Origin of the sequence: Phenylobacterium sp. (assembly GCF_041916435.1) — a bacterium.
Taxonomy (GTDB): Bacteria; Pseudomonadota; Alphaproteobacteria; order Caulobacterales; family Caulobacteraceae; genus Phenylobacterium.
Genome location: NZ_JAYRZM010000005.1, coordinates 447915 through 472908 on the forward strand (window position 1 = coordinate 447915; position 24994 = coordinate 472908).

The 24994-nt window shown below is 70.6% G+C and carries 24 protein-coding genes; 12 read left to right on the forward strand and 12 right to left on the reverse strand.

Annotated elements, in window-relative coordinates:
• Positions 1–70: 70 nt before the first annotated feature.
• Complete coding sequence (locus ACE3TA_RS16565; protein WP_374575399.1) at positions 71–1579, reverse strand: sigma-54-dependent transcriptional regulator; 1509 nt, start codon at positions 1577–1579, stop codon at positions 71–73.
• A gap of 313 nt (positions 1580–1892) precedes the next feature.
• On the opposite strand from ACE3TA_RS16565, the gene ACE3TA_RS16570 reads away from it, so the two are divergent.
• The 4 genes from ACE3TA_RS16570 (at position 1893) to ACE3TA_RS16585 (ending at position 7366) form a co-directional block, all read left to right on the forward strand.
• Positions 1893–2462 carry an OmpA family protein gene (locus ACE3TA_RS16570; RefSeq protein ID WP_374575400.1) on the forward strand — a complete coding sequence of 190 codons (570 nt, stop codon included), beginning with the start codon at positions 1893–1895 and terminating at the stop codon, positions 2460–2462.
• Positions 2463–2648: 186 nt separating this feature from the next.
• On the forward strand, positions 2649–3323 hold the full coding sequence (locus ACE3TA_RS16575) for a metal-dependent hydrolase (protein ID WP_374575401.1): 675 nt from the start codon (positions 2649–2651) through the stop codon (positions 3321–3323).
• 50 nt (positions 3324–3373) lie between these two features.
• Complete coding sequence (locus ACE3TA_RS16580; protein WP_374575402.1) at positions 3374–5515, forward strand: PQQ-dependent dehydrogenase, methanol/ethanol family; 2142 nt, start codon at positions 3374–3376, stop codon at positions 5513–5515.
• 60 nt (positions 5516–5575) lie between these two features.
• Positions 5576–7366 (forward strand): M3 family oligoendopeptidase, encoded by a 1791-nt coding sequence (locus ACE3TA_RS16585; RefSeq protein ID WP_374575403.1) that lies wholly within the window; start codon positions 5576–5578, stop codon positions 7364–7366.
• Here ACE3TA_RS16585 and ACE3TA_RS16590 read toward each other — a convergent pair.
• The 3 genes from ACE3TA_RS16590 to ACE3TA_RS16600 are packed head-to-tail and all read right to left on the reverse strand — an operon-like array spanning position 7363 to position 11480.
• Complete coding sequence (locus ACE3TA_RS16590; protein WP_374575404.1) at positions 7363–8757, reverse strand: PepSY-associated TM helix domain-containing protein; 1395 nt, start codon at positions 8755–8757, stop codon at positions 7363–7365. The two genes, ACE3TA_RS16585 and ACE3TA_RS16590, sit on opposite strands and share 4 nt — an antisense overlap.
• Before the next feature lie 5 nt (positions 8758–8762).
• Positions 8763–11036, reverse strand: a complete 2274-nt coding sequence (locus ACE3TA_RS16595) for a TonB-dependent receptor (protein WP_374575405.1) — start codon at positions 11034–11036, stop codon at positions 8763–8765.
• A 57-nt stretch (positions 11037–11093) separates the two neighbouring features.
• Positions 11094–11480, reverse strand: coding sequence for a hypothetical protein (locus tag ACE3TA_RS16600; protein ID WP_374575406.1), 387 nt, complete (start codon positions 11478–11480; stop codon positions 11094–11096).
• 150 nt (positions 11481–11630) lie between these two features.
• Here ACE3TA_RS16600 and ACE3TA_RS16605 point away from each other — a divergent pair, with 150 nt between their 5' ends.
• From ACE3TA_RS16605 to ACE3TA_RS16640, 8 genes are all read left to right on the forward strand, one after another.
• On the forward strand, positions 11631–12098 hold the full coding sequence (locus ACE3TA_RS16605) for a PaaI family thioesterase (protein WP_374575407.1): 468 nt from the start codon (positions 11631–11633) through the stop codon (positions 12096–12098).
• Between the two features lies 1 nt (position 12099).
• Positions 12100–13143: an alpha/beta fold hydrolase gene (locus ACE3TA_RS16610; protein WP_374575408.1), complete on the forward strand. Its 1044-nt coding sequence runs from the start codon at positions 12100–12102 to the stop codon at positions 13141–13143.
• 57 nt (positions 13144–13200) lie between these two features.
• Positions 13201–13440, forward strand: coding sequence for an aa3-type cytochrome c oxidase subunit IV (locus ACE3TA_RS16615; protein ID WP_374575409.1), 240 nt, complete (start codon positions 13201–13203; stop codon positions 13438–13440).
• 151 nt (positions 13441–13591) lie between these two features.
• Positions 13592–14725: a Re/Si-specific NAD(P)(+) transhydrogenase subunit alpha gene (locus tag ACE3TA_RS16620; RefSeq protein ID WP_374575410.1), complete on the forward strand. Its 1134-nt coding sequence runs from the start codon at positions 13592–13594 to the stop codon at positions 14723–14725.
• Positions 14726–14742: 17 nt separating this feature from the next.
• Positions 14743–15060 carry a proton-translocating transhydrogenase family protein gene (locus tag ACE3TA_RS16625; RefSeq protein ID WP_374575411.1) on the forward strand — a complete coding sequence of 106 codons (318 nt, stop codon included), beginning with the start codon at positions 14743–14745 and terminating at the stop codon, positions 15058–15060.
• 22 nt (positions 15061–15082) lie between these two features.
• A complete protein-coding gene (locus ACE3TA_RS16630) occupies positions 15083–16504 on the forward strand; it encodes an NAD(P)(+) transhydrogenase (Re/Si-specific) subunit beta (RefSeq protein WP_374575412.1) in 1422 nt (473 codons plus the stop codon).
• A 170-nt stretch (positions 16505–16674) separates the two neighbouring features.
• Positions 16675–17160 (forward strand): hypothetical protein, encoded by a 486-nt coding sequence (locus tag ACE3TA_RS16635; protein WP_374575413.1) that lies wholly within the window; start codon positions 16675–16677, stop codon positions 17158–17160.
• 126 nt (positions 17161–17286) lie between these two features.
• Entirely contained in the window at positions 17287–18159 is an 873-nt protein-coding gene (locus tag ACE3TA_RS16640) for an alpha/beta fold hydrolase (RefSeq protein ID WP_374575414.1), read from the forward strand.
• On the opposite strand, the gene tilS is transcribed toward ACE3TA_RS16640, so the two are convergent.
• The 8 genes from tilS to ybgC form a co-directional block, all read right to left on the reverse strand.
• Positions 18156–19433 (reverse strand): tRNA lysidine(34) synthetase TilS, encoded by a 1278-nt coding sequence (gene tilS, locus ACE3TA_RS16645; RefSeq protein ID WP_374575415.1) that lies wholly within the window; start codon positions 19431–19433, stop codon positions 18156–18158. The two genes, ACE3TA_RS16640 and tilS, sit on opposite strands and share 4 nt — an antisense overlap.
• Positions 19424–20269: a tol-pal system protein YbgF gene (locus tag ACE3TA_RS16650; RefSeq protein WP_374575416.1), complete on the reverse strand. Its 846-nt coding sequence runs from the start codon at positions 20267–20269 to the stop codon at positions 19424–19426. The genes tilS and ACE3TA_RS16650 overlap by 10 nt, the downstream gene beginning before the upstream one ends.
• A 165-nt stretch (positions 20270–20434) precedes the next feature.
• Entirely contained in the window at positions 20435–20989 is a 555-nt protein-coding gene (pal, locus tag ACE3TA_RS16655) for a peptidoglycan-associated lipoprotein Pal (RefSeq protein ID WP_374575417.1), read from the reverse strand.
• A 131-nt stretch (positions 20990–21120) separates the two neighbouring features.
• Positions 21121–22407 carry a Tol-Pal system beta propeller repeat protein TolB gene (gene tolB, locus ACE3TA_RS16660; RefSeq protein ID WP_374575470.1) on the reverse strand — a complete coding sequence of 429 codons (1287 nt, stop codon included), beginning with the start codon at positions 22405–22407 and terminating at the stop codon, positions 21121–21123.
• A gap of 38 nt (positions 22408–22445) precedes the next feature.
• The gene (locus ACE3TA_RS16665) at positions 22446–23243 is read right to left on the reverse strand and encodes an energy transducer TonB (RefSeq protein WP_374575418.1); all 798 of its coding nucleotides are present in this window, start codon (positions 23241–23243) and stop codon (positions 22446–22448) included.
• Between the two features lie 7 nt (positions 23244–23250).
• The gene (locus ACE3TA_RS16670; RefSeq protein ID WP_374575419.1) at positions 23251–23742 is read right to left on the reverse strand and encodes an ExbD/TolR family protein; all 492 of its coding nucleotides are present in this window, start codon (positions 23740–23742) and stop codon (positions 23251–23253) included.
• 3 nt (positions 23743–23745) lie between these two features.
• Positions 23746–24453: a protein TolQ gene (gene tolQ / locus ACE3TA_RS16675; RefSeq protein WP_374575420.1), complete on the reverse strand. Its 708-nt coding sequence runs from the start codon at positions 24451–24453 to the stop codon at positions 23746–23748.
• A 79-nt stretch (positions 24454–24532) separates the two neighbouring features.
• Entirely contained in the window at positions 24533–24976 is a 444-nt protein-coding gene (ybgC, locus tag ACE3TA_RS16680; protein ID WP_374575421.1) for a tol-pal system-associated acyl-CoA thioesterase, read from the reverse strand.
• Between the last annotated feature and the right edge of the window lie 18 nt (positions 24977–24994).

Sequence of the window (24994 nt, forward strand, 5' to 3'; positions counted from 1 at the left end):
GCGCAGGGCCTGGGCGGCCGCGCGCCGGGCGGCGAGCCGCGCGGCCTTGATCAGCGCCGCCAGGCGCGCCTCACGCGACCTGGGACGCAGGATCATGGTCGCCATCGGCGCCGCCCTTGACTACGTCTTCCAGCCCCTGCTCGCGCACCTTGCGATAGAGGGTGGAGCGGCCGATGCCGAGGCGGCGGGCCACCTCGCTCATGTGGCCGGCGTAGATCTCGATGGCCAGTTGGATCAGGTCGCGCTCGATCTCTTCGAGGGTGCGCAGGTGGCCGCGCTCGTCCAGCACGCGCACGGGCGCTTCCTTGGGCATCTCGCCGGCCAGCTCGGCGGCCGTAGGCGTCGCCGCCAGGGCGGGCCGAGCCGCCGGCGCGGGCGCCGGGATCGCCTCGGGCGGCGGCGGGGCCACGCCCGAGATCGACGGGAAATCGTAGGGCTGCAGATAGGGCGAGTCGGCCAGCACGATGGCGCGATAGACCGCGTTCTCGAGCTGGCGCACGTTGCCGGGCCAGTCGAACTCGGTCAGGCAGGCCAGGGTCTCGGGCGAGGCGCCCATCACCTGCTTGCCCTCCTCCACGTTGAAGCGGCGGATGAACGTCTCAACCAGGGCCGGGATGTCGCCCTTGCGCTCGCGCAGCGACGGCGCCTCGATCGGGAAGACGTTCAGCCGGTAGAACAGGTCCTCGCGGAAGCGGCCCTCGGCCACGCTCTGCGACAGGTCGCGGTTGGTGGCCGAGACGATCCGCACGTCCACCTTGATCGAGCGCTTGGAGCCGATCGGGTCGATCTCGCTCTCCTGCAGCGCGCGCAGCAGCTTGACCTGCATGTCCAGCGGCAGCTCGCCCACCTCGTCCAGGAACAGGGTGCCGCCGTTGGCCTCCTGGAACTTGCCCAGGTGCTTGTCTGTCGCCCCGGTGAAGCTGCCCTTCTCGTGGCCGAACAGGATCGACTCCACGAGGTTCTCCGGCAGGGCGCCGCAGTTGACCGCCACGAACGGCTTGCCGGCCCGGTCGGACGAGCCGTGCACGGCCCGCGCGATCACTTCCTTGCCGACGCCGCTTTCGCCGGTGATCAGGATCGGGATCGACGACTTGGCCGCCCGCTCGCCCAGGCGCTTGACCATGATCATCGCCGGGGTCTCGCCGATCAGGTCGTCGAAGGTGGTGCGCCCGCTCGTCTTCTTCTTCAGGCGGTCCACCTCGCCCTTCAGGGCGCCCATGGACAGCACGTTGCGGATCGACACGATGATCCGTTCCGGCGAGGCCGGCTTGACGAAGAAGTCGCTGGCGCCGGCCTGCATGGCCTGCACCACCGTCTCGATCCCGCCCTGGGCGGTCAGCACGATCACCGGCTGGGAGAAGCCGCGCGCGCGCATCTCCCTGAGGGTGTCGATGCCGTTGGTCCCCGGCATCACCAGATCCAGGATCACCACGTCGGCGCTGCCGCCCGCGGTCAGGCGCGACAGGGCCGCGTCGCCCGTCTCGGCCTGGGCCACGGCGAAGCCCTCACGCTCCAGGACGGCCTGGATAAGCCTGCGTTGCGTCGGATCGTCGTCGACGACAAGGACCGTCTTGGTCATTCGAATACACCCACCTCAATCGGCCGTTCGCCTCGTAGGGCGAAGCTCTTTGTGGCCCGGATTGATACAGGGGCGGGGTAAAGGCGGGGTTTCGGAGACCTGAGTCGGGAGTTAACGCGCCCGATTCCGTCTTGAGCGGCCGCAGCCGGGCGGTGATGCATTCGCGCCACGGTGGGGCGGCGCCCGGCGAAGGCTATTGTTCCGCCTAGAAATGGCCCTTTTGCGCCGCCATCGGAACCGGCGCGGTAATACACATTAACCCTGTGTAATGTGCAGGCGACCGCGACAGGCAAGACATGGAAGGAGGTCTCGCATGGGAGGCCGTAACAAGAGCGTTTTGATTGCGGGGGCGCTTCTGCTGGGTGCGGTCAGCCTCGGCGGCTGCGCGACCAAGAAGTACGTGAATGAGCAGGTCGGCGCCGTCGACACGCGGGTTTCGGCGCACGACACCCGCATCGCGGACTTGGACAAGACTTCGCGCGAAGCCCTGGAGCGGGCCACGGCGGCCGGCAAGCTGGCCGAGGGCAAGTTCCTCTATGAAGTCGTGCTGTCCGACGACTCGGTGAAGTTCCCGCTCAACAAGTGGGCCCTGTCGCCCGAAGCCCAGTCCCGGCTCGACGCCCTGGCTGAGAAGCTGAAGGGCGAGAACAAGAACGTCTACGTCGAAATCCAGGGCCACACCGACGCGACCGGCTCTGAAGAGTACAACGAACAGCTTGGCGCCGAGCGCGCCGAAGCCGTCCGCAAGTACCTGAACCGCCAGGGCATCGCGCTCAACCGTCTGGGCACGATCTCCTACGGCGAGGACGAGCCGGTGGCTCCCAACGACACCCGCGAGGGCCGCGCGGCCAACCGCCGGGTCGTGCTGGTGGTTCTGTCCTAGTTCCATCTCTGCGTTCTGGGCGGCTCGCGCGACGCGCCGCCCACGAGGCAAGAGGCTCCGCGGCGTGCGCCGCGGAGCCTTTTTCATTGGGCCCGGCCCCGCGCCGAGGGCCGGTCTTCGCGCCGGCCCGTTTTGCGCCTAGCCTGGCCCTGGCTGATCAGGCGCAGCCTCGGGGGAGGGATCGGGATGTTCGCAGGCCACTACGCCGCCGCCATGGCCGCCAAGGCCGCCGAGCCGCGCGCGCCGCTTTGGACCTATGTCGTCGGCTGCCAGCTCATGGACATCGGCTGGGGCGCGCTGATCGCCACCGGGGTCGAGCGGATCAAGGTCGATCCCAGCCTGCCGGGCAGCGCCCTGGTGCTGGAGCACATGCCCTACACCCACAGCCTGCCGGCCTCGATCCTGTGGTCGCTGGCCGCCGCGCTCGCCGTGCGCGGGGCGCTGAAGCTGCCCTGGCGGGCCGCCGTCTTCGTCGGCCTGGCGGTCTTTTCCCACTGGCTGGCCGACCTGCTGGTGCACAGGCCCGACCTGGAGCTCTGGTTCGGCGGGCCGAAGGTGGGCTTCGGCCTGTGGAACTACCCTGTGCCGGAAGAGGCGGTCGAGATCGGCCTGCTGGCCGTCTCGGGCGCGGCCTGGGCCTGGACGCGGGGCCGCGCGGGCGAGGGGCCGTGGGCCGCCCCGGCGTTCCTGACGCTCCTGCTGGCGGTGCAGATCCTCAACCTGGTGCTGCCGGCCAATCCCGACCCGGCGGGCATCGGCGTCATGGCCATCGCCGTCTATCTGATCTTCGGCGCGGTCGCCTGGTGGATCGACCGCAAATCGCGGCCGCGGGCCTTGCCGGCCGCTGCGTCAACAGCGTAGTCCTGGCCTGAGCGAAGCCGCGCCGTAAGAACGCGGCATGGGAGGCCGAGATGAAATCCACCAAGCTTGTTCTGGCGCTGGCGTGCGCCGCTCTGCTCGCGGGCTGCCAGAAGCCGCCGGCCAAGCCCGGCCAGGTCGACGGGGCCCGGATCCAGGCCGCCGAGACCAACGGCGAATGGCTTTCCTACGGGCGCACCTATTCGGAGCAGCGCTTCAGCCCGCTCACCAAGGTCGACACCAAGACCGTCGGCGACCTGGGGCTGGCCTGGTACCACCAGTTCGACACCGACCGCGGCCAGGAGGCCACGCCCATCGAGGTGGACGGCGTCCTCTACACCACCACCGCCTGGTCCAAGGTCTACGCCCTGGACGCCAAGACCGGCGAGCTGAAGTGGTCCTATGATCCCAAGGTCGACGGCTCCAAGGGCTTCGACGCCTGCTGCGACGTGGTCAACCGCGGCGTCGCCGTCTGGAAGGGCAAGGTCTACGTCGGCGCCCTCGACGGGCGGCTGATCGCCCTCGACGCCGGCACCGGCAAGGTGCTGTGGTCGGTGCAGACCACCGACACCTCCAAGCCCTACACCGTCACCGGCGCGCCCCGCGTGGTGAAGGACAAGGTGCTGATCGGCAACGGCGGCGCCGAATACGGCGTGCGCGGCTACATGTCCGCCTACGACGCCGACTCGGGCAAGCTGGTCTGGCGCTTCTACATGACGCCCAATCCGGACGGGAAGCCCGACGGGGCCGCCTCCGACAAGGCGCTGGCCGAGATCGCCGCGCCCACCTGGTACGGCGACGGTTGGAAGAAGTCGGGCGGCGGCGCCACGCCCTGGGACGCCATCGCCTACGATCCCGACCTCGACATCCTCTACATCGGCGTCGGCAATGGCGCGCCCTGGAACCGCATCGACCGCTCGGCCGACAACGGCGACAACCTGTTCGTCTCCTCGATCCTGGCGCTCAAGCCCGACACTGGCGAGTACGTCTGGCACTATCAGACCACGCCCGGCGACAGCTGGGACTACACGGCCACCCAGCAGATCACGCTGGCGGACCTGACCATCGACGGCAAGCCGCGCAAGGTCTTGATGCAGGCGCCGAAGAACGGCTTCTTCTACGTGCTCGACCGCAAGACCGGCGAGCTGCTCTCGGCCACGCCCTATTCGCAGATCAACTGGGCGAGCGGCGTGGACATGAAGACCGGCCGTCCGATCGAGGCGCCCGGCGTCCACTATGAAAAGAAGCCCTCGCTGCAGTTCCCCGCGCCGTTCGGCGCCCACAACTGGCACCCGATGGCCTTCAATCCGCAGACGGGCCTCGTCTACATCCCGACGCAGGAAGTGCCGTTCGCCTACACCAACGACGACAAGTACAGCTACCGCGACGGGGCCTGGAACACGGGGGTCGACTTCCTGGCCAACGCCCTGCCCAGCGACAAGGCCCAGCTCGCCGCCATCAAGGCGATGGTCAAGGGCGAGCTGGTCGCCTGGGACCCGGTGGCCAAGAAGGCCCGCTGGAAGGTGGAGCATCCCTACTTCTGGAACGCGGGCGTGCTGACCACCGCCGGCGGCCTGGTGTTCCAGGGCGCGGCCGAGGGCCTGTTCAGCGCCTACGACGCCGCCGACGGCAAGAAGCTGTGGAGCTACAAGACCGAGAACGGGATCATCGCCGCGCCGATGACCTACGAGCTCGATGGCGAGCAGTACGTCGCCGTGATGGTGGGCTACGGCGGCGCCGGGGCCCTGTCCTCGCCCAGCTTCCTGCCTGACCGGCCGCGCCTGCCGGGCCGGCTGATGGTCTTCAAGCTCGGCGGCAAGGCGACCGCGCCGGCCTATGAGATCCCCGAGAAGATCGACATCGACCTGACCGGCGTGACCTCCGGCGGGAACGTCCAGCACGGCTTCGCCCTGTTCCACCAGAACTGCCAGGTCTGCCACGGGCCCAACGCCTCGGGCGCCTACCTGCCCGACCTGAAGCGCTCGCAGATGCTGCTCACGGCCGACGCCTTCAAGTCGGTGGTGATCGACGGCGTGCGCAAGGACTTCGGCATGGCCAGCTTCAGCCGGTTCCTGAACGCCGCCGACGCCGAGGACATCCGCGCCTACATCCTCACCGAGGCGCGCAAGGCCCAAGCTGAAGCCAAGACGGCCGACGCCAAGGCAGGCCAGGCCAAGGCCGCATCGGCCGGCTGATCCGGAAACCCGCCGCGCGCCGTCTCGCGCGCGCGGCGGGAACGGTCTAAATCACGGGGCATGAACGCTCCCGTGAAACTCGACACCCTGCCCGAGTGGCGCCTCGACGACCTCTATTCGGGGCGCGACGACCCGCGCATCGAGGCCGATCTCGCCGCGGCCAAGCAGGCCAACGACACGCTGGCGGCGATGAAGGGCCGCTTCGTGGCCGCCGCGGCCGATCCGGTCGCCCTGGGCGCCCTGCTGGACGAGGGCATCCACCTCTATGAGCAGGCCACCAACGGCCTGTGGAGCGTCGGCGCCTACGCCTCGCTGGCGGCCTCCACCGCCCGGGACGATCCGGCCTGGGCCAAGTTCGAGGCCGACTTCCGCGCCCGCTCGGCGCTGATCGCCGCCGAGAGCCTGTTCTTCACCCTGGAGATCAACGAGCTCGATGACGCCCGCATCGAGGCGGCCTTCGACGCCTTCCGGGCGCTCGGCCGCTGGCGGCCGTGGATCCGCCGGGTGCGCCTGGCCCGCCCGCACGAGCTGACGCCGGACCTGGAGCGCATCCTGGTCGACCGCGGCCCGGCGGTCGCCAACTGGGTGCGGCTCTACGACGAGACCCTGGCCAAGCTGTCGGTGACGGCGGGCCGCACGCGCCTGACCCTGCCCGAGGCGCTCAACCGCCTCTCCGATCCGGACCCCGCCCGCCGCAAGCAGGCCGGACAGGGCCTGGCCAAGGCGCTGGAGGAGTGCGCGCCGATCCAGGCCCTGTGCCTGAACACCCTGGCCTTTGAAAAGCAGGTCGAGGACCGCTGGCGCAAATATCCCAACCCGGCGGCCTCCCGCCACCTGGCCAACGAAGTGGACGCCGACGCCGTGGCCGCCCTGGAAGGCGCCGTGGTCGAGGCCTATCCGAGCGTCAGCCACCGCTACTATGCGCTCAAGGCCAAGGCGATGGGGCTGAAGGCGCTCAACTACTGGGACCGCAACGCGCCCTTGGACACGGCCGCGCCGCGCACCTACGGCTGGGACGAGGCCCGCGCCATGGTGCTGGACAGCTTCGCCGCCCTGGCCCCGCGTTTCGCCGACACCGCGCGCGCCTTCTTCGCCCAGCCCTGGATCGACGCGCGACCGCGCGCCGGCAAGCAGTCGGGCGCCTATTCCCACCCGGTCACCTCCGAGCGCCACCCCTACGTCTTCCTCAACTACATGGGCGAGCGGCGCGACGTGCTGACCCTGGCCCACGAGCTCGGCCACGCCGTGCACCAGACCCTGTGCGCGCCGCTCGGCACGCTCCTGGCCGACACGCCGCTGACCCTGGCCGAAACCGCCTCGATCTTCGGCGAGGGCCTGGTCTTCGAGCGGCTCCTGGCCAACGCCTCGAAAGAGGAGCGCCGGGGCCTCCTGGCCGGCAAGATCGAGGACGGCCTCAACACGGTGGTGCGCCAGATCGCCTTCCACCGCTTCGAGACCCGCTTCCACGCCGCGCGCCTGGGCGGGGAGCTCTCGCCCGACGCCATCGGCGAGATGTGGTGCGAGATCATGGCCGAGAGCCTCGGCCCGGCGGTGAAGCTCAACGCCGGCTACGAGCACTACTGGGCCTATGTCAGCCACTTCGTGCACGCGCCCTTCTATGTCTACGCCTACGCCTTCGGCGATCTCCTGGTGCGGGGCCTGATGGAGAAGCGCCGCCAGGACCCGGCCGGCTTCGCCCCGCTCTACGAGGATCTGCTTGCCGCCGGCGGCACGCGCACCTACGTCGAGGCGCTCAAGCCCTTCGGCCTCAACCCGCGGGAGAAGGCGTTCTGGGCCGCCGGCATGACCCAGCTCGAGCGCCTGGTCGACGAGTTCGAGGAACTGGTCTAGGCCGGCGCCAGCCCCAGCCAGACGCGCACGCCGGGCAGCCGGCGCAGCACCAGGGTCTCGACCAGGCCGATCGCGATCAGCGAGACCCCGAGGGTGGGCAGGAACAGGCCCAGCGCCACCACCAGGGCGATCCAGCCGCGGGCGACCTGGCCCTCGCCCAGCCGCTCGGGCGCGCCCAGCACGCCTTCGGGCCGGCGTCGCCACCAGGCCATCGCCCCCGCCGCGCTCAGCGTCACCAGCCCGGCCGCGGCGATCACGCCCAGGGCCTGGTTCAGCGGCCCGAACAACTGGCCTTCGTGGGCGGCGATCGCCACGCCTACCACCTTGTCGATCGGATGCTTGGCCGCGAAGGTCTCGCGGCGCGCCACCGCCCCGGTCGCCGGGTCGAGCTCCAGGCTCACCCTCAGCGGCCGGTCCTGGGTCTCCGAGCTCACCCGCCACATGGGCGAGCCGCCGGAGGGCGGACGCACCATCACCGGGGGCGGCAGGTCCATGGCGCGCACGATCCCGGCGATCCGGTCGTAGCCCAGCGTCGGGCCGGTCATCGCCGCGTGGTCCATTCCGGCGTGGTCCATGCGGCCCATCGCCATGTGGTCCTCGGCCATCGCCTCGGCCCGGTGCTCGGCGTGCTCCTCCTTGCGGCTGATGGTCCAGTCCTGGTGGACCGCCGCCGTGCCGGTCAGTTTGCGGGCCTCCTTGAAGGCCGCGCCCCAGACGTTGGTCCAGGGCAGCCCCGTCACCAGGAGGAAGAGCGCCAGGCCCGAGATCCAGAAGCCGGTCACCGCATGCAGGTCGCGCCACATCAGCCGCCCGCCGCGGCCGAGGCGCGGGACAAGCGTGCCGGCCAGGCCCGCCCGGCCCCTGGGCCACCACAGGTAAAGCCCGCTCACCACCATCAGGATGGCCCAGGAGGCGGCCAGCTCCACCACCACCGAGCCGCGATCGCCCATCAGGAGTTCGCCGTGGATGGTCTTGACCTGCTGCATGAAGCGGTCGTCCTCGCGGACCACCTTGAGGATCGACAGGTCGTCGGGCCGCACATAGACGCGCGTGGCCTCGCCCTCGGCGTCGCGCACGACGATGCGGGCCGCGTCGGTCGGATCGGCGCGAAGCTCGATCGCCTTCAGCCGCGCCCCTGCCTCGGCCGCCAGGGCCGCCTTCACCTGGGCCTCCAGCGGCGCGGCCGGCCCCTTCAGCGCCAGGTGGTCGTAGGGCCGGTCGATCGCCGCCTCCACCTGCGGCTTGAACAGGTAGATCGAGCCGGTGATCGCCAGGACGATCATGAAGGGGATCAGCACGACCCCCGCATAGAAGTGCCAGCGCCAGATCGTCCGATGATCGATCCAGCGGCGGCGCGCGGCCCTGCGGGCGCGGTCGATGGTTGCGGTCATGGCGCTCACCACCGGGTCTTCAGGTCGACGACGAAGGTCCGCTGCGGCAGCGGGTGCGAGACGTAGGCCTGGTCGTTGAACAGGTTGTCCACGCCGATGCTGAGCTGGGCCTTCTTCGTCACGTCCCAGGAGGCGCGGGCGTCGACGGTGAAGTACTCGCTCTGGAAGCCGTAGGCGTCGCCGCGCACCTGGCCGAACAGGTCGGAGTTGGGCCGCGTGGCGTAGCGCCAGCCGGCGGACAGCTTCAGCCGGTCGTTCACCCGGTAGCGGACGTTTCCGTTGGAGCGCCAGCGCGGGATGCGCGGGAACATCACCCCTTCGGCCGCCGGGGCCGAGGCGTTCTTCACCGTCACCGCGTCGATCCAGGCGACGTTGGCGTCCACGTCCAGGCCGTCGATCAGCACGTCCTTGGCTTCGACGATCACTTCGGCGCCGTACTGGCGCACCTCATCGACGTTCTTGTAGGAGCTGACGACCGAGCCGTACTGGTTCAACCCGCTGAAGCTGAAGATCGCATCGTCGATGTCCTGGTAGAACAGGCTGGTGGTCAGCTTCACGTCGCCGAAGCTGCGCCGGGCGACCAGGCTCGCATCCTTCGACTTCTCGGGCTTCAGGTTCGGATCGAAGCTCTGCGGATCCAGCTCGTGGGTCACGTCGTCGATCTTGCCCTGGAAGAGCTCGCCCACCGTGGGAAAGCGCGTGGCGGTCCCCAGGCTCAGCTGCAGCTCCCAGTCGCCGGCCTTGCCCTGCACGCTGAGCTTGGGGCTGAACGAGGAGTCCTCCCGGGTCGGATAGGCGTCGAACACCGCCGTCCCGCCGCTCAGCTTGCCGATCCCGCCGTCGAAGGCCCGCCACTTGTCGTAGCGCGCGCCGAGCGTGAGGGAGACCGCGCCCAGGTCCATCTCGTCCTCGGCGAACACGCCCACAAGGCTCGTCTTGCCATAGGTGGCCGAGGAGAAGACGCGGCCGCTCGCCTCTTTCCAGTGCGTGGTGGAGTAGGCGGTCTGCGAGGTCTCATAGCGGTTGGCGTTGAGGCCCATGGCCAGGTGGTGGGCGCCGAACCCGCGCTCAAGCGTCGCGTCCAGGGTCACCCAGGCCGGCGTGCCCGTCAGGGTCTGCGTCCCCGCGCCGTCCGCTGCGCCGGTCAGATAGTCCTTGGAGGCGCGGGCGTCCTGCTTGGCGATCCAGTAGCGCGACAGGTTCACCCGGCTGTCCCAGCCGGCGAGCGGCCCGGCCAGCTTCACGCCGGTCAGATATTCGGTGCGGTTGGTCTGGGTCTGGGTCAGTCCCGTGGCGTTGTAGGTGACCCCGCCGAAGGAGACCTTGCCCTGGTAGACCGGGTTTCCCGCCGCGTCCTTCAGGAAGGTCCGCGCGTCGGTTCCGTCCTGGTCGGTCAGCCAGACGAAGCCCAGGGCCTCGGCCCGCCAGCCGCCGGAAAAGTCGTAGCCGACGCGCAGCCGCGCCTGGTCCTGGATGACGTGGGTGGGCGAGGCCGCGCCGAACACCGGGTTGGCCAGCCGCTTGTCGGCGAAGGCGCCGGTCACCGCCGTCCCGCTTCCCGTCGTGGGTGTCAGGAGGGTGTAGCTCATCGGCTGGCCGATGTTGTCGAAGTGGCGGAATCCGGTGCGCAGGCTCCAGGGGCCGTCGTCGCTTTTCCACGACAGGCCGCCCTCGGCGGCGTAGCCGGTGAAGGTCTCGTCCACGCCGTACTCGCGCCAGGGCGCCACCATGGTCTGGGCGGTGGCGTAGGCCTCCTTGCCCTCGGGCTCACGGGTGGTCACCGAGATCACCCCGCCCATGGAGTTGCCGCCGTAGCGGGCCGAGTAGGGGCCGTAGACGATGTCGAACTGGCGCACCTCGGCGGGGCCGACCACGTTCCATTTGGGCGGATAGTCCCAGCGGTTGCCCAGGAAGTTGGACACCACGAAGCCGTCGACCATCACGATGGTCCGCGCGCTCTGGATGGTGTTGGCGCCGCGCAGGGCGACCACGGCGTTGTCGTCGCCGGCGTAGCGTTTGCGCACGAAGAAGTCCGGCGCGTACTTCATCAGGTCTTCGACATTGACCGCGTTGATCGCCTCGAACTCGGTCGGGCCGAGAGAGGCCGAAAGGCCCCGTGGAACCACGGTGATCGGCTTGTCGCCTTGGCCGATGACGATCAGCTCGCTGACGTCGGCGGCGCTGTCGGCGGCGTGGGCGGTGGCGGGCAGGAGGGCGCAGGCCGCGAGGGCCGCGCAAAGGGCGCGCGGCGAGGCGCCGGCGCGAAAATCGGCAAACATGGAGTTGGCTCTTCATCCAAACGACGACGTTCCGGCGCAGGCCGGGGGCGAATTCGTTCAGGCGAGAGCAGGTGGTCCGGTGGTCGGCGGCGGCGGCGCGGCCAAGCCCAGGCCGGGGCGCTGATGCGCCGGCAGGAGCGTGACGAGGGCGGCTTCGGCGACCGCGGGGGCGGCGGCCAGGGCCAGCAGCGGCGCTTCAAGCGGGGTGGCCGCGCCGGCGAAGGCGCAGGGGTGGTGATCGCCGCTGGGATCGGACTTGTTCGGCTGGTTGTCGTCGAGCGGCGCATTGTGCGTCACGCCATGGGCGTCGACCGCCACCTGCAGCGGGCCGTGGCCGGTGCAGATCACGATCGCCGGGGCGCCGTTCGCCGTGGCCGCGGCCATGTAGCCGCCCGGCACGACGATGCGCACGAGCAGGGCCAGCGCCACGAGGACCAGCCCCATGCGGCGCGGCGTCCCCATCTCGCCCAAGCCCCTCAGCATGGGCGAGCGGATAGACCCGGCCGTCGCCCGTGTCCATTGGTCTCGCGGCCGGGGGCGCCGGGCGTCATCAAGGCTTGCCATTTTTCAAACGGCCGTTAGTCACCTTGACCCATGTCCGATGATCTCACACCGGCGCAGGCCGCCGTCGTGCCCGACGGCTATGTGATCAACCTCTGGCAGCGGGGCTTCGGCCGCGCGGTCGGGCCGTTCTATTCGCGTCGCGACGCTGACGACAACGAGACCATGGCGTTCCGCGTGGAGGAGCACCACGCCAACGGAATGGGCAATTGCCACGGCGGGATGCTGATGAGCTTCGCCGACATGGCGTGGGGCCGCGTGATCTCCAACAAGCGTGAGATCGGCTGGGTGACGGTGCGCCTGACCACCGATTTCCTGTCGGGCGCGCACATGGACGACTGGGTGGAAGGCTCGAGCGAGATCATCGCCGAGCAGGACGACGTCTTCACCGTCCGGGGCCGGATCTGGTGCGCCGATCGCACGCTGATGACCGGCACGGGCGTCTACAAGGGCATCCGCTCGATCGTGCGTAAGCCCGGCTATCGGGAGGAGCGGAAGTAGCATGGCGGACGACAAGGCCAAGGGCGCGGCGGAGACCTACGACGACCGGCCGATCCACGCCGAGCCGGGAGAGCTGCCGCCCGAGGTGCAGGCGCCGTTGGCGCCGTTCGCCGGGGCCGAGCCGCCCGCGCCGCAGTGGTTCAAGGACGCCATCGCCCAGGAGCCGGAGCGCGGCTTCGTCACCTCCCTCGGCACGAAGATCGAGATGCTGACCTGGGGCGAGGTCGGCAAGCCGGGCCTGCTCTTGGCCCACGGCAACTCGGCCCACGCCGACTGGTGGAGCTTCATCGCCCCCTATCTGGCCCAGGACTACCGCGTCGCCTCCATGTCGCTGGCCGGCATGGGCGCCTCGGACTGGCGCGACAGCTATTCCTTCACCGATTTCGCCGAGGACGCCGAGGCGGTGGCCCGCGCCGCCGGGCTCTACGAGGGCGGGCGCAAGCCGGTCTACATCGGCCACTCCTTCGGCGGCTCGCAGGTGTTCTTCGCTGCGGCCAGCCATCCGGAGCGGATGCACGCGGCGATCCTGGTGGACACCGGCTTCGGCGGCCCGCCGCCGGACTCCCCGGAAGGCAAGCGCCTGGCCCAGGTGCGCAACATTCCCACCGCCGACCGGGCGAGCCGGGTCTATCCGACGCTGGAGGCCGCGCTTGCGCGCTTCCGCTTCATGCCGCCGCAGGCGGCCGGCAACCTCTTCGTGGCCGACTTCATCGCCCGCCGCTCGCTCAAGCGCGCGCCGCTCGAGGACGGCTCGGGCGAGGGCTGGACCTGGCGGTTCGACCCCAACATGTGGAACAAGCTCGACCGCAGCGCGATGGAGTCGATCGCCGGCGGCGAGCGGCCGCACGTGAGCGTCCCCCTGGCGCACGTCTACGGCGACCGGTCGGCGATCATCAGCCGGCGCTTCACCTCGCAGTTCCCTTCGCCGTTCCCCGACGACATGCTCAGCATCGCCATCCCGGATTCGGCGCACCACGTGATGGTGGACCAGCCATTGGCGCTGGTGGCGGCGCTGCGCGCATTGCTCGCAGTCTGGCCGGCTTGAGCCCCGGCCCCGTCTCGTGTAGCACCCGACCCAAAGACCGAGCCTTCAGGAAACGACATGGCTGACCACGCTTCCGAGTATCACCGCGGCGATATGGACATCCACGAGCAGACCGCGACCTACGATCTGTTCATGGGCATGACCAAGTGGGGCTCGCTGGCCCTTGCGGCGCTGCTGCTGCTGCTGGTCATCTGGTTCTGCACGCCGGGCGGCTTCCTGCCGGGCTTCGTCGCCTCGGCCGTCCTGGTCGGCCTGGGCGTCCTCCTCCTGCGCGAAAAGCCCGCCGCGGCGCACTGATCCCGCGAACCTTTGCGACGGACGCCGCCCGGCGTCCGTTTTCGCGCGCCGCGTATTCAAACAAACGTTCGAAAGGCCGCGTTCGGCCGCTGGACGGAGTCGGCGCCTTTCCGTAAGGTCGCGGCTCCGCGCATAAGGGGGGACCTGCGGCATGGCCGTCATCGCCGTCACCAAGGAGAGCCGGGCGGGTGAGACGCGGGTGGCCGCGACGCCCGAGTCGGTGAAGAAGCTGGCGGGGGCCGGCTTTTCGGTGGTGATCGAGGCCGGCGCCGGCGTGGCCGCCGCCTATCCCGACGCCGACTACGCCGCCGCCGGCGCCGAGGTGGTGAAGACCGCCAAGGACGCCCTGGCCAAGGCCGACATCCTCTTCAAGGTCCGCGCCCCCTCCGACGCCGAGATCGCGACGCTCAAGCCCGGAACCATCGTCGCGGCCAGCCTCAATCCGTACCAGGACAAGGCCGCCCTGGAGGCCCTGGCGGCCAAGGGCGCGACCGCCTTCGCCATGGAGTTCATCCCGCGCATCACCCGCGCCCAGGTGATGGACGTGCTCTCCTCCCAGGCCAACCTCGCCGGCTATCGCGCCGTGATCGAGGCGGCCGAGGCCTACGGCCGGGCCCTGCCGATGATGATGACCGCCGCCGGCACCGTGGCCGCGGCCAAGGTGTTCATCATGGGCGTCGGCGTGGCCGGCCTGCAGGCCATCGCCACCGCGCGCCGCCTGGGCGCGGTGGTCACCGCCACCGACGTGCGGCCCGCCACCAAGGAGCAGGTGGAAAGCCTCGGCGCCAAGTTCATCGCCGTCGAGGACGAGGAGTTCAAGAACGCCCAGACCGCCGGCGGCTACGCCAAGGAGATGAGCGCCGAGTATCAGGCCAAGCAGGCCGAGCTCATCACCGGCCACATCGGCAAGCAGGACATCGTCATCACCACCGCGCTCATCCCCGGCCGGCCGGCGCCGCGCCTGGTCAGCGCCGCCCAGGTGGCCTCGATGAAGCCCGGCTCGGTGATCGTCGACCTGGCCGTCGAGCAGGGCGGCAACGTCGAGGGCGTCAAGCTCGGCGAGACGGCGGTCACGGCCAACGGCGTGAAGATTCTGGGCGCGCCCAACCTGCCCGGCCGCATCGCCACCGACGCCTCGGCGCTCTACGCGCGCAACCTCTTCGCCTTCGCCGGCCTGCTCCTGGACAAGGAAGGCCAGCTCGCGCCCGACTACGAGGACGAGATCCTCAAGGCCGCCCTCGTCGCCCAGGGCGGCGCGATCGTTCACCCGGCCCTGAAGGCCTGATCCCGCTGGAGGACTGAATGGAAGCCGTCGACCCCACTGTCTTCCGCCTGGCGATCTTCGTGCTGGCGATCTTCGTGGGCTACTACGTGGTCTGGAGCGTCACGCCGGCGCTGCACACCCCGCTCATGGCCGTCACCAACGCCATCTCCTCGGTGATCATCGTCGGCGCCCTGCTGGCCGTGGCGGCCCATGGGCAGGGCGGGGAGATGACCCACAACGTGATGATCTCCAAGGGGGCCGGCGCCGTCGCCGCGGGCTTCGCCGCGGTGAACATCTTCGGCGGGTTCCTCGTCACCCAGCGCATGCTGGCCATGTACAAGAAGAAGCAGAAGTAGGCCGGGGCTCGGGGGCACGACCATGAACGCCAATATCGCCGCCATCGCCTACCTCGTTTCGGGCGTCCTGTTCATCCTGGCGCTGCGCGGGCTCTCCAGCCCCGAAACCAGCCGCACCGGCAACCGCAACGGCATGATCGGCATGGCCATCGCCGTGGGCACGGCGCTGATCACCCTGTGGGGCCAGGGCGCGCTCGACCTGCTGACCGTCGGCCTGATCGCCGGCGGCGTCGCCATCGGCGGCGCGGTCGGGGCGGTCATCGCCCGGCGCGTGGCCATGACCTCGATGCCGCAGCTCGTGGCCGCCTTCCACAGCCTGGTCGGCATGGCCGCCTGCCTGGTGGCGGTGGCCGCCATCCACACGCCCGCCGCCTACGGCATCCTCGGCGCGGACGGCCACGTCCACCTGAATTCGCTGATCGAGCTTTCCCTGGGCCTGGCCATCGGCGCCATCACCTTCACCGGCTCGGTCATCGCCTTCGCCAAGCTGAACGGCAACATGAGCGGCGCGCCGATCCTGCTGCCCGCCCGCCACCTGATCAACATCGTCATCGCCCTGGCGATCGTCGCCCTGATCGTCATCCTGGTGTCCAGCGGCGGCTCGGCGCTGTGGGCCTTCTGGGGCGTCTTCGCCCTGTCGCTGCTGATCGGCGTGACCCTGATCGTCCCGATCGGCGGGGCGGACATGCCGGTCGTGGTCTCCATGCTGAACAGCTACTCGGGCTGGGCGGCGGCCGCGCTCGGCTTCACGCTGGAGAACATCACCCTGATCATCACCGGGGCGCTGGTCGGCTCCTCGGGCGCGATCCTCTCCTACATCATGTGCAAGGGGATGAACCGCTCCTTCATCTCGGTGATCCTGGGCGGCTTCGGCGCCGACGACTCCGCGGCCGCCGCCGGCGGCGGCAAGGTGGAGACGCGTCCGGTCAAGCAGGGCAGCGCCGACGACGCGGCCTTCATCATGAAGAACGCCTCCAAGGTGATCATCGTCCCCGGCTACGGCATGGCCGTCTCCCAGGCCCAGCACGCGCTGCGCGAGATGGCCGACGTGCTGAAGGAAGAGGGCGTGGAGGTGAAGTACGCCATCCACCCCGTCGCCGGACGCATGCCGGGCCACATGAACGTGCTGCTGGCCGAGGCCAACGTGCCCTACGACGAGGTCTTCGAGCTGGAGGACATCAACTCCGAGTTCTCCACCGCCGACGTCGCCTTCGTCATCGGGGCCAACGACGTGACCAACCCGGCGGCCAAGACCGACCCGCAATCGCCGATCTTCGGCATGCCGATCCTGGACGTGGAGAAGGCGCGCACCGTGCTGTTCGTGAAGCGCGGCATGTCCTCCGGCTACGCCGGCGTGGAGAACGAGCTCTTCTTCCGCGACAACACCATGATGCTGTTCGGCGACGCCAAGAAGATGGTCGAAGGCATCATCAAGGCGCTGTAGGCGGCTCGTCCGCCTGCGGCTGATTCGGCGTCCCGAACTGGTCGCGCGCCGGACCAACCGCCCTTGAGGGCAGGGTTTTTCGCCAAGCCTTGTACCGCCCGCCGCATGGGCCCATGGTTTCCGTAACAAAGATACGGGAGGCGTCCATGCGTTCAGGTGCAGGCGGAGCCATGCTCGCGTCAGTTCTCGCCCTGTCGAGTTTGGGGATTTCCAGTTGCAGTGAGAAGCCCGCGGCGCCGGAAGCGCCGCCCGCGTTCGGCCTGTCGACGGCCGAGCATTCCAACGGCGTGCTCGACTCGCGGACCGTCAAGGTGACCAGCAAGGACGGCTACGCCGCCGACGTCACCCTGACGCCGAGCTGGCGGGTCAGCGGCCGCAAGCTGGACATCAACTGGTACGCCGGGCTCAGCCAGACCAAGCGGTTCTTCCAGATCGCCAACGAATCCGGCGACGCGGCCAAGAAGCCCAACTGGCTGGTCAATCCGGACCAGGGCGTGCGCGGGGTCCGCGTCGCCTTCGACGGCGGTGAACTCCAGGCGAACAAGCCCACCACCACGCGGTCGGTCTTCGACGTGCCGGAGGGGGCCAAGACGGTCACCGAGGTCCAGTTCGACTTCGGCGATCCCGACGCCCCGGTCACCGCCACCTGGAAGTAGGCGCCCTCGGGGCGCGGCGAGCGCCTCGAACGCGGGCAGGCGCGGCCGAAATTCGGCCCCAAGGCGGCGGATAGTCTCGACGCGTCCTTAGGTCCTGCCCATATGCGGGGCGTCGAGGAGTAGGAGATGTCCGGCGCTCAGCGTTTCCACCCGGTCCGGGGCGAGCTGATCGATATCGGCGGCCGTCGCATGCGGCTGGTCCGCGCGGGCCGGCCGAGCGGCCGCCCGACGATCCTGTGCGAGCACGGCGCCTTCGGCTGCGCCGCCGACTGGGCCAGCGTCCAGTCGCGCCTGGCGGCCAAGGGGCTCTACAGCCTGGCCTACGACCGGGCGGGCCTGGGCCTGTCCGATCCCGGACCCAAGCCGCGCGACGGCCGCGCCATCGTCGCCGACCTGGAGGCCCTGCTCGCCCACGCCGGCGAGACCGGCCCCTTCGTGCTGGTCGGCCACTCCATGGGCGGGCTGATGGTGCGCCTGTTCGCCCACGCCGACCTCGAGCGGGTCAAGGGCGTGGTGCTGGTCGACGCGGTGACGCCCGAGGCGCTGGACATGCGTTTCGCGCGCCAGGCCGTCGCCCTGTTCGGCGGCGGGCTGCGGCTGGCGGGCCTGGGCGCCAAGGCCGGCCTGATGCGGCCGGTGGCGCGGTTCTCGGGCAATCTCATCGGCCTCACCGGCGAGGCGGCGATCGAAAAGCGCCGCATCTACGCCAGCGCCGTCCACGCCAAGTGGGCCGCCGAGGAAGTCGCCCAGTGGCCGGCCACCTCGGAGATGGCCCGCGCCGAACCCTTCGCGCCCAACCTGCCGATCGCGGTGATCACCGCCGGAAGCGAGGCGCAGAATCCCCGCCTGAAGGGGGTGCAGTCCCTGGCCGCCGAGGCCTCGCGCCACGGCTATGTCGAGCATGTGGAAGGCGCAAACCACGCCAGCCTGCTGGGCGAACGCTTCGCCGATCCGATCGTGCGCGGCGTGGAGCACGTGCTGAAGGCGGCGCGCGCCTAGCCCGGCTCGGTCTGGACCAGGCCGCAGGCGGCGGCGAACCGATCCGCCGCCAACGCCTTGACCGACAGCCCCGCCACCGGCCTGGCCAGCGGGCAGGCCGGGCCGTCCGCGTCCCCCAGGACCATCGGAAGGCCGCCGCGGGCCGAGGCCGGAACCGTCGCCAGCGCCCGCCGCTGCGCCTCGTCCAGGCGCGACAGTCCGCCGTGCAGCGGCCGGACCACCAGCCCCGGCAGCGAGGCCGTCAGCTCGAACCGGCCGTCCCACACCGTCGCCTCGCCGGGCGCCAGCGCCGCCTCGCCCAGGCCGCCGCGGGCCAGTTCGCCGGTTTCGCGCAGGACCAGCGCCGTCTCGCCATGGGTCTCGATCCGCGCGCCGGCCAGGGTCGCCACCACCTCGCCCTCGGCCGTCAGGGCGGCGGTCAGCCGGTCCAGCCGGTCGGCGCGGGGCGGGCGGCTGGTGCCGGCCGCGCAGAGGCAGGCGGCCGCCACGACGGCGCGCGCGGCCTGCGGCGGGGCCTCGCGCAGCGCCCGCCGGTCGAGCGCCAGGCCGCCCCAGGGTTCGGCCCGCACGGCGGCGGCGAGGCCGCCCATGTCCGGCGCGGGCTCCGGCGTCGCCGGCCTCGCCTGGCCGCCGGCCGCCAGGGCGGCGCGGGCCCGCGCGCGGGCGTAGGCCGGATTGTCGTTGGCCGGATCCTCGATCCAGCTTCGTCCCTGCGCGGTCAGCCAGGCGCGCAGCCCGGCCCGCCCCAGGCCGAGCATCGGCCGCAGCAGGAACAGGCCCCGGCCCTGCGGCCAGGCGGGGGAGGGCGCCCATTCGCGCGGCGCGGGCGTGGTCGAGCCGGCCGCCCGCATGGCCTGGGCCTCGGCCACGTCGTCGGCCGTGTGGCCCAGCAGGATCACCCGCGCCCCGGCCCGCCGCGCGGCCTCGGCCAACAGCCGGTGGCGCGCCGCCCGCGCGGCGGCGGGCAGCCCCCGGCTGGGCTTCGGGCCGGTCCATTCCAGCGCGGCGAACGGGCGGCCGAGACCGGCGGCGACCTCGCCGCACGCCGTCGTCCAGGCCGCGCTCTGCGCCTGCAGCCGATGGTCGAGGGTCAGCACCGCCAGCTCGCGCCCGTGCGCGCGGGCCCAGCGGTCGGCGGCCAGCAACAGGGCCAGCGAGTCGCCGCCGCCGGAGAAGCCGATGGCGATGGGTGCGGAATGCTCCGTCCGCAGACGGGCGTCGAGCCGCCGGGCGATCTCGGCGGCCGGGTCCGGCGTTTCGTCCGTCAGCCGCACTTGGCCTGGGCGGCGGTCGCGGCCGCCCGCGAGCGCACGTTGGACGGCGCCTTCGGATAGCGCTTGGAGAACTGGTCCAGCGCCTGGCAGGCTTGCGGCCCCTTCTTCAGGGCGACCAGCTCGCGGGCCAGCTCGACGGTGGCGTCCGGCGCCCAGCTCGTCTTCGGCCAGCCGCGGACCGCGCCGATATAGGCGGTCGCCGCGTCCGCGTGCGCGCCGCGGGCCGACAGGGTCTTGCCGTACCAGTACTGCCCCTCGGGCCCCTTGTCGGTGTCGCCATAGGCGTGGACGAAGGCGCTCCACGCCCGTTCGGCGGCGTCATAGTCGCCGTTCAGCATCAGTTGCCGGGCCTCGGAGAACGCCTCGCCGGGCGATGCGTTGGTCGCCGCGGCGGCCTGGCCGCCATCGGCCTCGCCGCCGCCGTCGTCCGCGGGCGGCGCCAGGCGCTGCTCCAGCGCCGTCACCCGGTCGGTCAGCGACTGTTCCTGAGCCTGCGAGGCCTGCAGCGCCCGGCGCGCTTCGTCCAGGTCGTGCGAGGTGGTCTCGAGCTGGCCGTTCAGCCGGGTGATCACCTGCTCCAGGTCGTTCACCCGCCGGGTCAGCTCCTGGATCTGGAAGTCGGTCTCGGCCGGCTGCACCACCACCGGCTTTCCGCTGTCGCGCCCCTGGTAGACGATGGCGCGCAGCTCGCGCACCACCTTCTCCATCTTGTCCAGGCGCCGCGCGTCGCGCGCGTCCAGCGGATCGTCCATCGGCGTCTGCGCGATCGAGGGCGCGGCGGTCGCCAGGACCAGGACGAGCGCGGCGGCGCTGGAAAGAAGGCGGCGGTGCGGCATGGCGATGGTCATCTGCAACGGGATGGGAATGAAGCGAAGGCTGGAGCGGCGGCGAAATTGCGGCCTGGAGCGCAAAAGGAAAAGGGGCGCGCAAAAGGAAAAGGGCCCCCAAACGAAAAGAGGGGACCGCGAACGGTCCCCTCCTCCTAGCCGGTCTGGTCCGGATCAGCGCGCGCCGGAGGTGATCGCCGTGTGGGCGTTCCGGTTGCGCTGGTAGGCGTCCTCGGTGGTGCCCGGATCGATCGGGCGTTCCTTGCCGTAGGACACGGTGGAGATGCGCGAGGCCGACACGCCGCGGTTCACCAGATAGTCGCGCACGGCGTTGGCGCGGCGCGCGCCCAGGCCGAGGTTGTATTCGCGGGTGCCGCGTTCGTCGGCGTTGCCTTCGATGCGCACCATCACGGCCGGATACTTGTTCAGCCAGGCCGCCTGGGCGTCCAGCACCGGCGCGGCGTCGGCGCGCACCGAATAGCTGTCGAAGTCGAAGTAGACGCGGTCGCCGACGTTGATCACGAAGTCCTGCTCGGTGCCCGGCAGCGGCCCTTGGGCGACGGGCGGCGGCGGCGGCGGGGTTTCCGGCGGGGCCGTGGCGGCCGGCGGCGGCGGCGTCGGGGCGGTCGGGGCGGGCTTCGGCCGCGTGCAGGCGGCTAGCGACGCGGCGGCGGCGGCGACGAGCGCCAGTCGAAGGGCGTGGCTGGTGTTGAAGCTCGTGGTCGGCACGCGGGCCTCTCCTCATCTGCAGGTTACATCACGCGCCGCAAATGGCGCTCTCGTCCAAACTCTACCTGACCCCCGTCCCGCGCAAGATTACTCAGGCCCTTTTGCGGCGAAGGTTTGACCTCACAAGACTGTCAGTCGAGCAAGGGCGACCATGCCGGGTCGGACCCCGATCCAGGATAGGGCGCCGGACGTTCAATACGTCCGGTTACGTCAACACTCCACAAACGCGGAGACCCGCCGGGCGTTTCCCGGTCGAACATCAAAACGCGGCCGTTGGGCGCCCAGGTCGGGCCCTCGTCCAGGTAGCTGGTGGTCAGGATCCGCTCGGCGGTGCCGTCCGAGCGCATGACGCCGATGTGGAACTGGTTGCCGGTCTGCTTGGTGAAGGCGATGAAGTCGCCGCGCGGGCTCCACACCGGCGTGGTGTAGCGGCCCGAGCCGTAGGAGATGCGGTGCACGTCCGAACCGTCGGCGTTCATCACATAGAGCTGCGGGCTGCCGCCGCGGTCGGAGTTGAAGGCGATCCGCCGTCCGTCCGGCGAGAAGGAGGGCGAGGTGTCGATCGCCGGGTCGACCGTCAGCCGCTTGGTCGAGTGGTCGTGCAGGTCCATCAGGTAGATGTCGCTGTTGCCGCCGCGCTCCACCGAGAAGGCCACCTTGGTCCCGTCCGGCGAGAAGCGCGGCGCATAGACCATGCCGTTGAAGTTCCCCAGGCTCTCGCGGCGGCCGGTCTCCAGGTTGAACAGGTACACGGACGATCCGTCCGGCCGCAGCACCATGTAGGTGATCTCCTGGCTCGTGGAGGAGAAGCGCGGCGTCATGACGATGTAGGCGCCGTCGGTCAGGTAGCTGGGGTTGGCGCCGTCCTGGTCCATGATGGCCAGGCGCTTGACCCGGGCGGTCTTGGGTCCGCTCTCGGCGACGAACACGACGCGGGTGTCGAAATAGCCCTTCTCGCCGGTCAGGCGCTCATAGATGGCGTCGGAGATTTTGTGCGCCACCCGCCGCCAGTTTTCCGGCGAGGCGGTGAACTGCGCGCCCAGCAGTTGCTGGCCGGCGTAGACGTCCCACAGGCGGAAATCCACGTGCATCCGCCCGTCCGGCTCGATCGTCACCTGGCCGTTCACCAGGGCCTGGGCGTTGATCGCCTTCCAGTCGTCGAAGCGCGGCTGCATCTTGATGTCGAGGTCGCGCTCGATGAAGGCCTTCGGGTCGATCGGCCGGAACAGGCCCGAGCGCTCCAGGTTGTTGGTGATCACCTTGGCGATGTCGGCGCCCTGCTCGCCGCCGAACAGCGGGATGGCGATCGGCAGGGGCTGGATGTCGCCGCGATTGACGTCGACCTCGATCTCCGCGCGGGCGGGCGGGGCCACGGCGGCGGCGGCCGTGACGGCGAACACCGCCGCGAAGGCGGCCATCCAGGTGGTGAAGCGCATGGGACGCATCTCCTCTTGCCTCAGGAACACGCTTCGCGCGCGTTGAAGTTCACCGCGATCTTCTGGCCGTAGAGCTCGCGCGGCAGGCTGCGGAACGGGGCGGCGGCGTAGACCGCGCGGCGCGCCCGGTCGGCGGCGGCGCGGGCCACGGCGGGGTCGGCCCCGGAGCGCACGTCCAGCTTCACGTCGCCGATCACCTGGCCGGTGGAGCCCAGGGTGAAGGTGGCGCGGATCATCACGTTCTGCGCGCCCTCCACCTCGCAGTTGGGGTTCCAGCGGCGCTGCAACTCGTCCGCCAGGCCGTTGAGCGCGCTGGCCGACAGGCCCGAGCCCAGGTCCGGCCGCGCCTCGGTGGCGGTTTCGGCCTGGGAGGCGCCCTTCTTGGCGTTGGCGCGCTCGGCCCCGGCGGACTTGCCCGATTTGCTGATGCTGGCCAGCAGCGAGTCGAAGTCCAGGTCCGAGGAGGCCTTCTTGGACGGCGGCTTCTTGGCCACGGGCGAGGTCTGCTCGGCCTTGGCCACGGCGGCGGGGGCGGTCTTGGCGGTGGGCGGCGCGGGCGTGGTCTCCGGCTGCGGCGTCACCGTCTCCACCGGCGCGTCGGGCGCGGGCACCTCGGTCTGGGCCTCCTGCACCTCGGGCGCCTTCACCGCGGGGCGAAGGTTGGTCGTCGGCGCGTTGGCCACGATGGTCACGGGCACGGCCGCGCCGATGCGGATCTCCTTGGCCCACGGCCAGGAGATCAGCAGCGCCAGCGCCACCAGCAGGTGCAGCGCCGCCGAGCCGGCCATCGCCGGCGAGAAGATCCGCGAGCTGGTCACGCCGACCTCACTGCGCAGGCGCCTCCGCGCGCTTGCCCTCGCCGGACGAGGGGCCGCCGGTGTCGGTGATCAGGTTGATCGAGGAAAAGCCCGAGGTGGACAACGCGGCCATCACCCGGGCCACCACCTCGTAGGACGCCCGCCCGTCCGCGCGCACGTAGATCGGCTTGGACAGGCCCTCGCCGGCCATGGCGGTCAGCCGCGGCGACAGCTCCGAGAACGGCACGGCGGAGTCCTGGATGTAGATCGAGCCGTCCTGGCTGATCGACACGGTCAGGGGCTCGCTCTGGTCCTGCACCGCCGAGGCCTCGGTCTTGGGCAGCTCCAGCGGCACGCCGGCGGTCAGCAGCGGCGCGGAGATCATGAAGATGATCAGCAGCACCAACATCACGTCGACCAGCGGGGTGACGTTGATCTCCGACAGCGCGCCGCGCCGGGCCCGCCTGCGCCGGCCGCGCCGCCCGCCCGCGGCGAAGGCGTCGTGGGTGGAAAGCGCCATGGTTCAGCCCGTCCGGTCGGCCAGGCGGCGCTGGATCGCCGTCGACAGGTCGTCGGCGAAGCCTTCCAGCCGGGCGGCGTACTTGCCCGCGTCGGTGGAGAACTTGTTGTAGGCGATATAGGCCGGGATGGCGGCGATCAGGCCCATGGCCGTGGCGAACAGCGCCTCGGCGATGGAGGGCGCCACCACCGCCAGGTTGGTGTTCTTCTGCAGGGCGATCCCCTGGAAGGCGTGCATGATCCCCCAGACCGTGCCGAACAGGCCGATGAACGGCGAGGCGGTGGCCACGATCGCCAGGGTGCCCAGCCCGTCCTCGGCCCGGCCGGACTCGCGGGCGATGATGGTGTCCAGGAGCCGGTCGATGCGGTGGGCCAGGAGCGCGATCTGGGTCTCGCTGGTCTGGCCCTTGGCGCGGGCGTCGCGCCATTCCTTCAGCGCCGCCTGCAGCATGCGGGGCAGGGGATGGGTCGGCCGCTCGCCGGCCTCCTGGGCGATCTCCTCCAGCGGCCGGCCCGAGGAGACCTTGTCCTCGAAGGCGTTGGCCGCGCGGTTCAGCCGCGTGAAGCGGAAGCCCTTGTCCAGGATCACCGCCCAGGACAACAGCGAGGCGAAGCCGAGGCCCAGCATCACCCCTTTCACCACCCAGCCGGCGCTCATGAACAGGGCGATGAACGAAAAGCTTTCAGGCGTGAGGCTGGCTGACGGGTCCATGCGGCCGGGGCTCCGGTAGTGGCTGGGGTCGAAGACGGCGTTTGAATCGCGGTGGTGGTGAAACTAAGGCGCTTCGCGGTCAGCCGAACAGGGGGCGCAGGGCTTCAACCAATCCTGATGGCGGTTTGCGCGGCCGGCCCGACAAATCGATGCAGGCGGCCTCCACCTGCGCCGTGCAGATCAGCGTCTGGCCGCGCAGGATGCGCTGGCTGATGAACAGGCGCGGGCCCTTCACGCGCTCGTAGATCGTGCGCACCTCCAGGGCGTCGTCGATCCGCGCGGGCGCCTTGAACTCGATCTCCAGCTTGACCACGGTGAAGGCCGCCGGGTCGGGCCGGTCCAGGAGTTCGGCGTGGCCGATCCCGATCAGGCGCAGGAAGTCCGAGCGGCCCCGCTCGAAGTAGCGCACGTAGTTGGCGTGATAGACCACGCCGGTGAAGTCGGTGTCCTCGTAGTAGATGCGCACCGGCAGGACGTGCTCGCGTCCCTCCAGCCAGCCGCCAATGGGATAGGCCTCGGTCATGGTCTTCGTGAATCGTGG

Excerpts from the sequence above, each read along its gene's own strand:
- ACE3TA_RS16565 (WP_374575399.1), bottom strand. The coding sequence starts at position 1,579 with ATGACCAAGACGGTCCTTGTCGTCGACGACGATCCGACGCAACGCAGG.
- ACE3TA_RS16570 (WP_374575400.1), top strand. The coding sequence starts at position 1,893 with ATGGGAGGCCGTAACAAGAGCGTTTTGATTGCGGGGGCGCTTCTGCTG.
- ACE3TA_RS16575 (WP_374575401.1), top strand. The coding sequence starts at position 2,649 with ATGTTCGCAGGCCACTACGCCGCCGCCATGGCCGCCAAGGCCGCCGAG.
- ACE3TA_RS16580 (WP_374575402.1), top strand. The coding sequence starts at position 3,374 with ATGAAATCCACCAAGCTTGTTCTGGCGCTGGCGTGCGCCGCTCTGCTC.
- ACE3TA_RS16585 (WP_374575403.1), top strand. The coding sequence starts at position 5,576 with ATGAACGCTCCCGTGAAACTCGACACCCTGCCCGAGTGGCGCCTCGAC.
- ACE3TA_RS16590 (WP_374575404.1), bottom strand. The coding sequence starts at position 8,757 with ATGACCGCAACCATCGACCGCGCCCGCAGGGCCGCGCGCCGCCGCTGG.
- ACE3TA_RS16595 (WP_374575405.1), bottom strand. The coding sequence starts at position 11,036 with ATGTTTGCCGATTTTCGCGCCGGCGCCTCGCCGCGCGCCCTTTGCGCG.
- ACE3TA_RS16600 (WP_374575406.1), bottom strand. The coding sequence starts at position 11,480 with ATGGGGCTGGTCCTCGTGGCGCTGGCCCTGCTCGTGCGCATCGTCGTG.
- ACE3TA_RS16605 (WP_374575407.1), top strand. The coding sequence starts at position 11,631 with ATGTCCGATGATCTCACACCGGCGCAGGCCGCCGTCGTGCCCGACGGC.
- ACE3TA_RS16610 (WP_374575408.1), top strand. The coding sequence starts at position 12,100 with ATGGCGGACGACAAGGCCAAGGGCGCGGCGGAGACCTACGACGACCGG.
- ACE3TA_RS16615 (WP_374575409.1), top strand. The coding sequence starts at position 13,201 with ATGGCTGACCACGCTTCCGAGTATCACCGCGGCGATATGGACATCCAC.
- ACE3TA_RS16620 (WP_374575410.1), top strand. The coding sequence starts at position 13,592 with ATGGCCGTCATCGCCGTCACCAAGGAGAGCCGGGCGGGTGAGACGCGG.
- ACE3TA_RS16625 (WP_374575411.1), top strand. The coding sequence starts at position 14,743 with ATGGAAGCCGTCGACCCCACTGTCTTCCGCCTGGCGATCTTCGTGCTG.
- ACE3TA_RS16630 (WP_374575412.1), top strand. The coding sequence starts at position 15,083 with ATGAACGCCAATATCGCCGCCATCGCCTACCTCGTTTCGGGCGTCCTG.
- ACE3TA_RS16635 (WP_374575413.1), top strand. The coding sequence starts at position 16,675 with ATGCTCGCGTCAGTTCTCGCCCTGTCGAGTTTGGGGATTTCCAGTTGC.
- ACE3TA_RS16640 (WP_374575414.1), top strand. The coding sequence starts at position 17,287 with ATGTCCGGCGCTCAGCGTTTCCACCCGGTCCGGGGCGAGCTGATCGAT.
- ACE3TA_RS16650 (WP_374575416.1), bottom strand. The coding sequence starts at position 20,269 with ATGCCGCACCGCCGCCTTCTTTCCAGCGCCGCCGCGCTCGTCCTGGTC.
- tolB (WP_374575470.1), bottom strand. The coding sequence starts at position 22,407 with ATGGCCGCCTTCGCGGCGGTGTTCGCCGTCACGGCCGCCGCCGCCGTG.
- ACE3TA_RS16670 (WP_374575419.1), bottom strand. The coding sequence starts at position 23,742 with ATGGCGCTTTCCACCCACGACGCCTTCGCCGCGGGCGGGCGGCGCGGC.
- tolQ (WP_374575420.1), bottom strand. The coding sequence starts at position 24,453 with ATGGACCCGTCAGCCAGCCTCACGCCTGAAAGCTTTTCGTTCATCGCC.
- ybgC (WP_374575421.1), bottom strand. The coding sequence starts at position 24,976 with ATGACCGAGGCCTATCCCATTGGCGGCTGGCTGGAGGGACGCGAGCAC.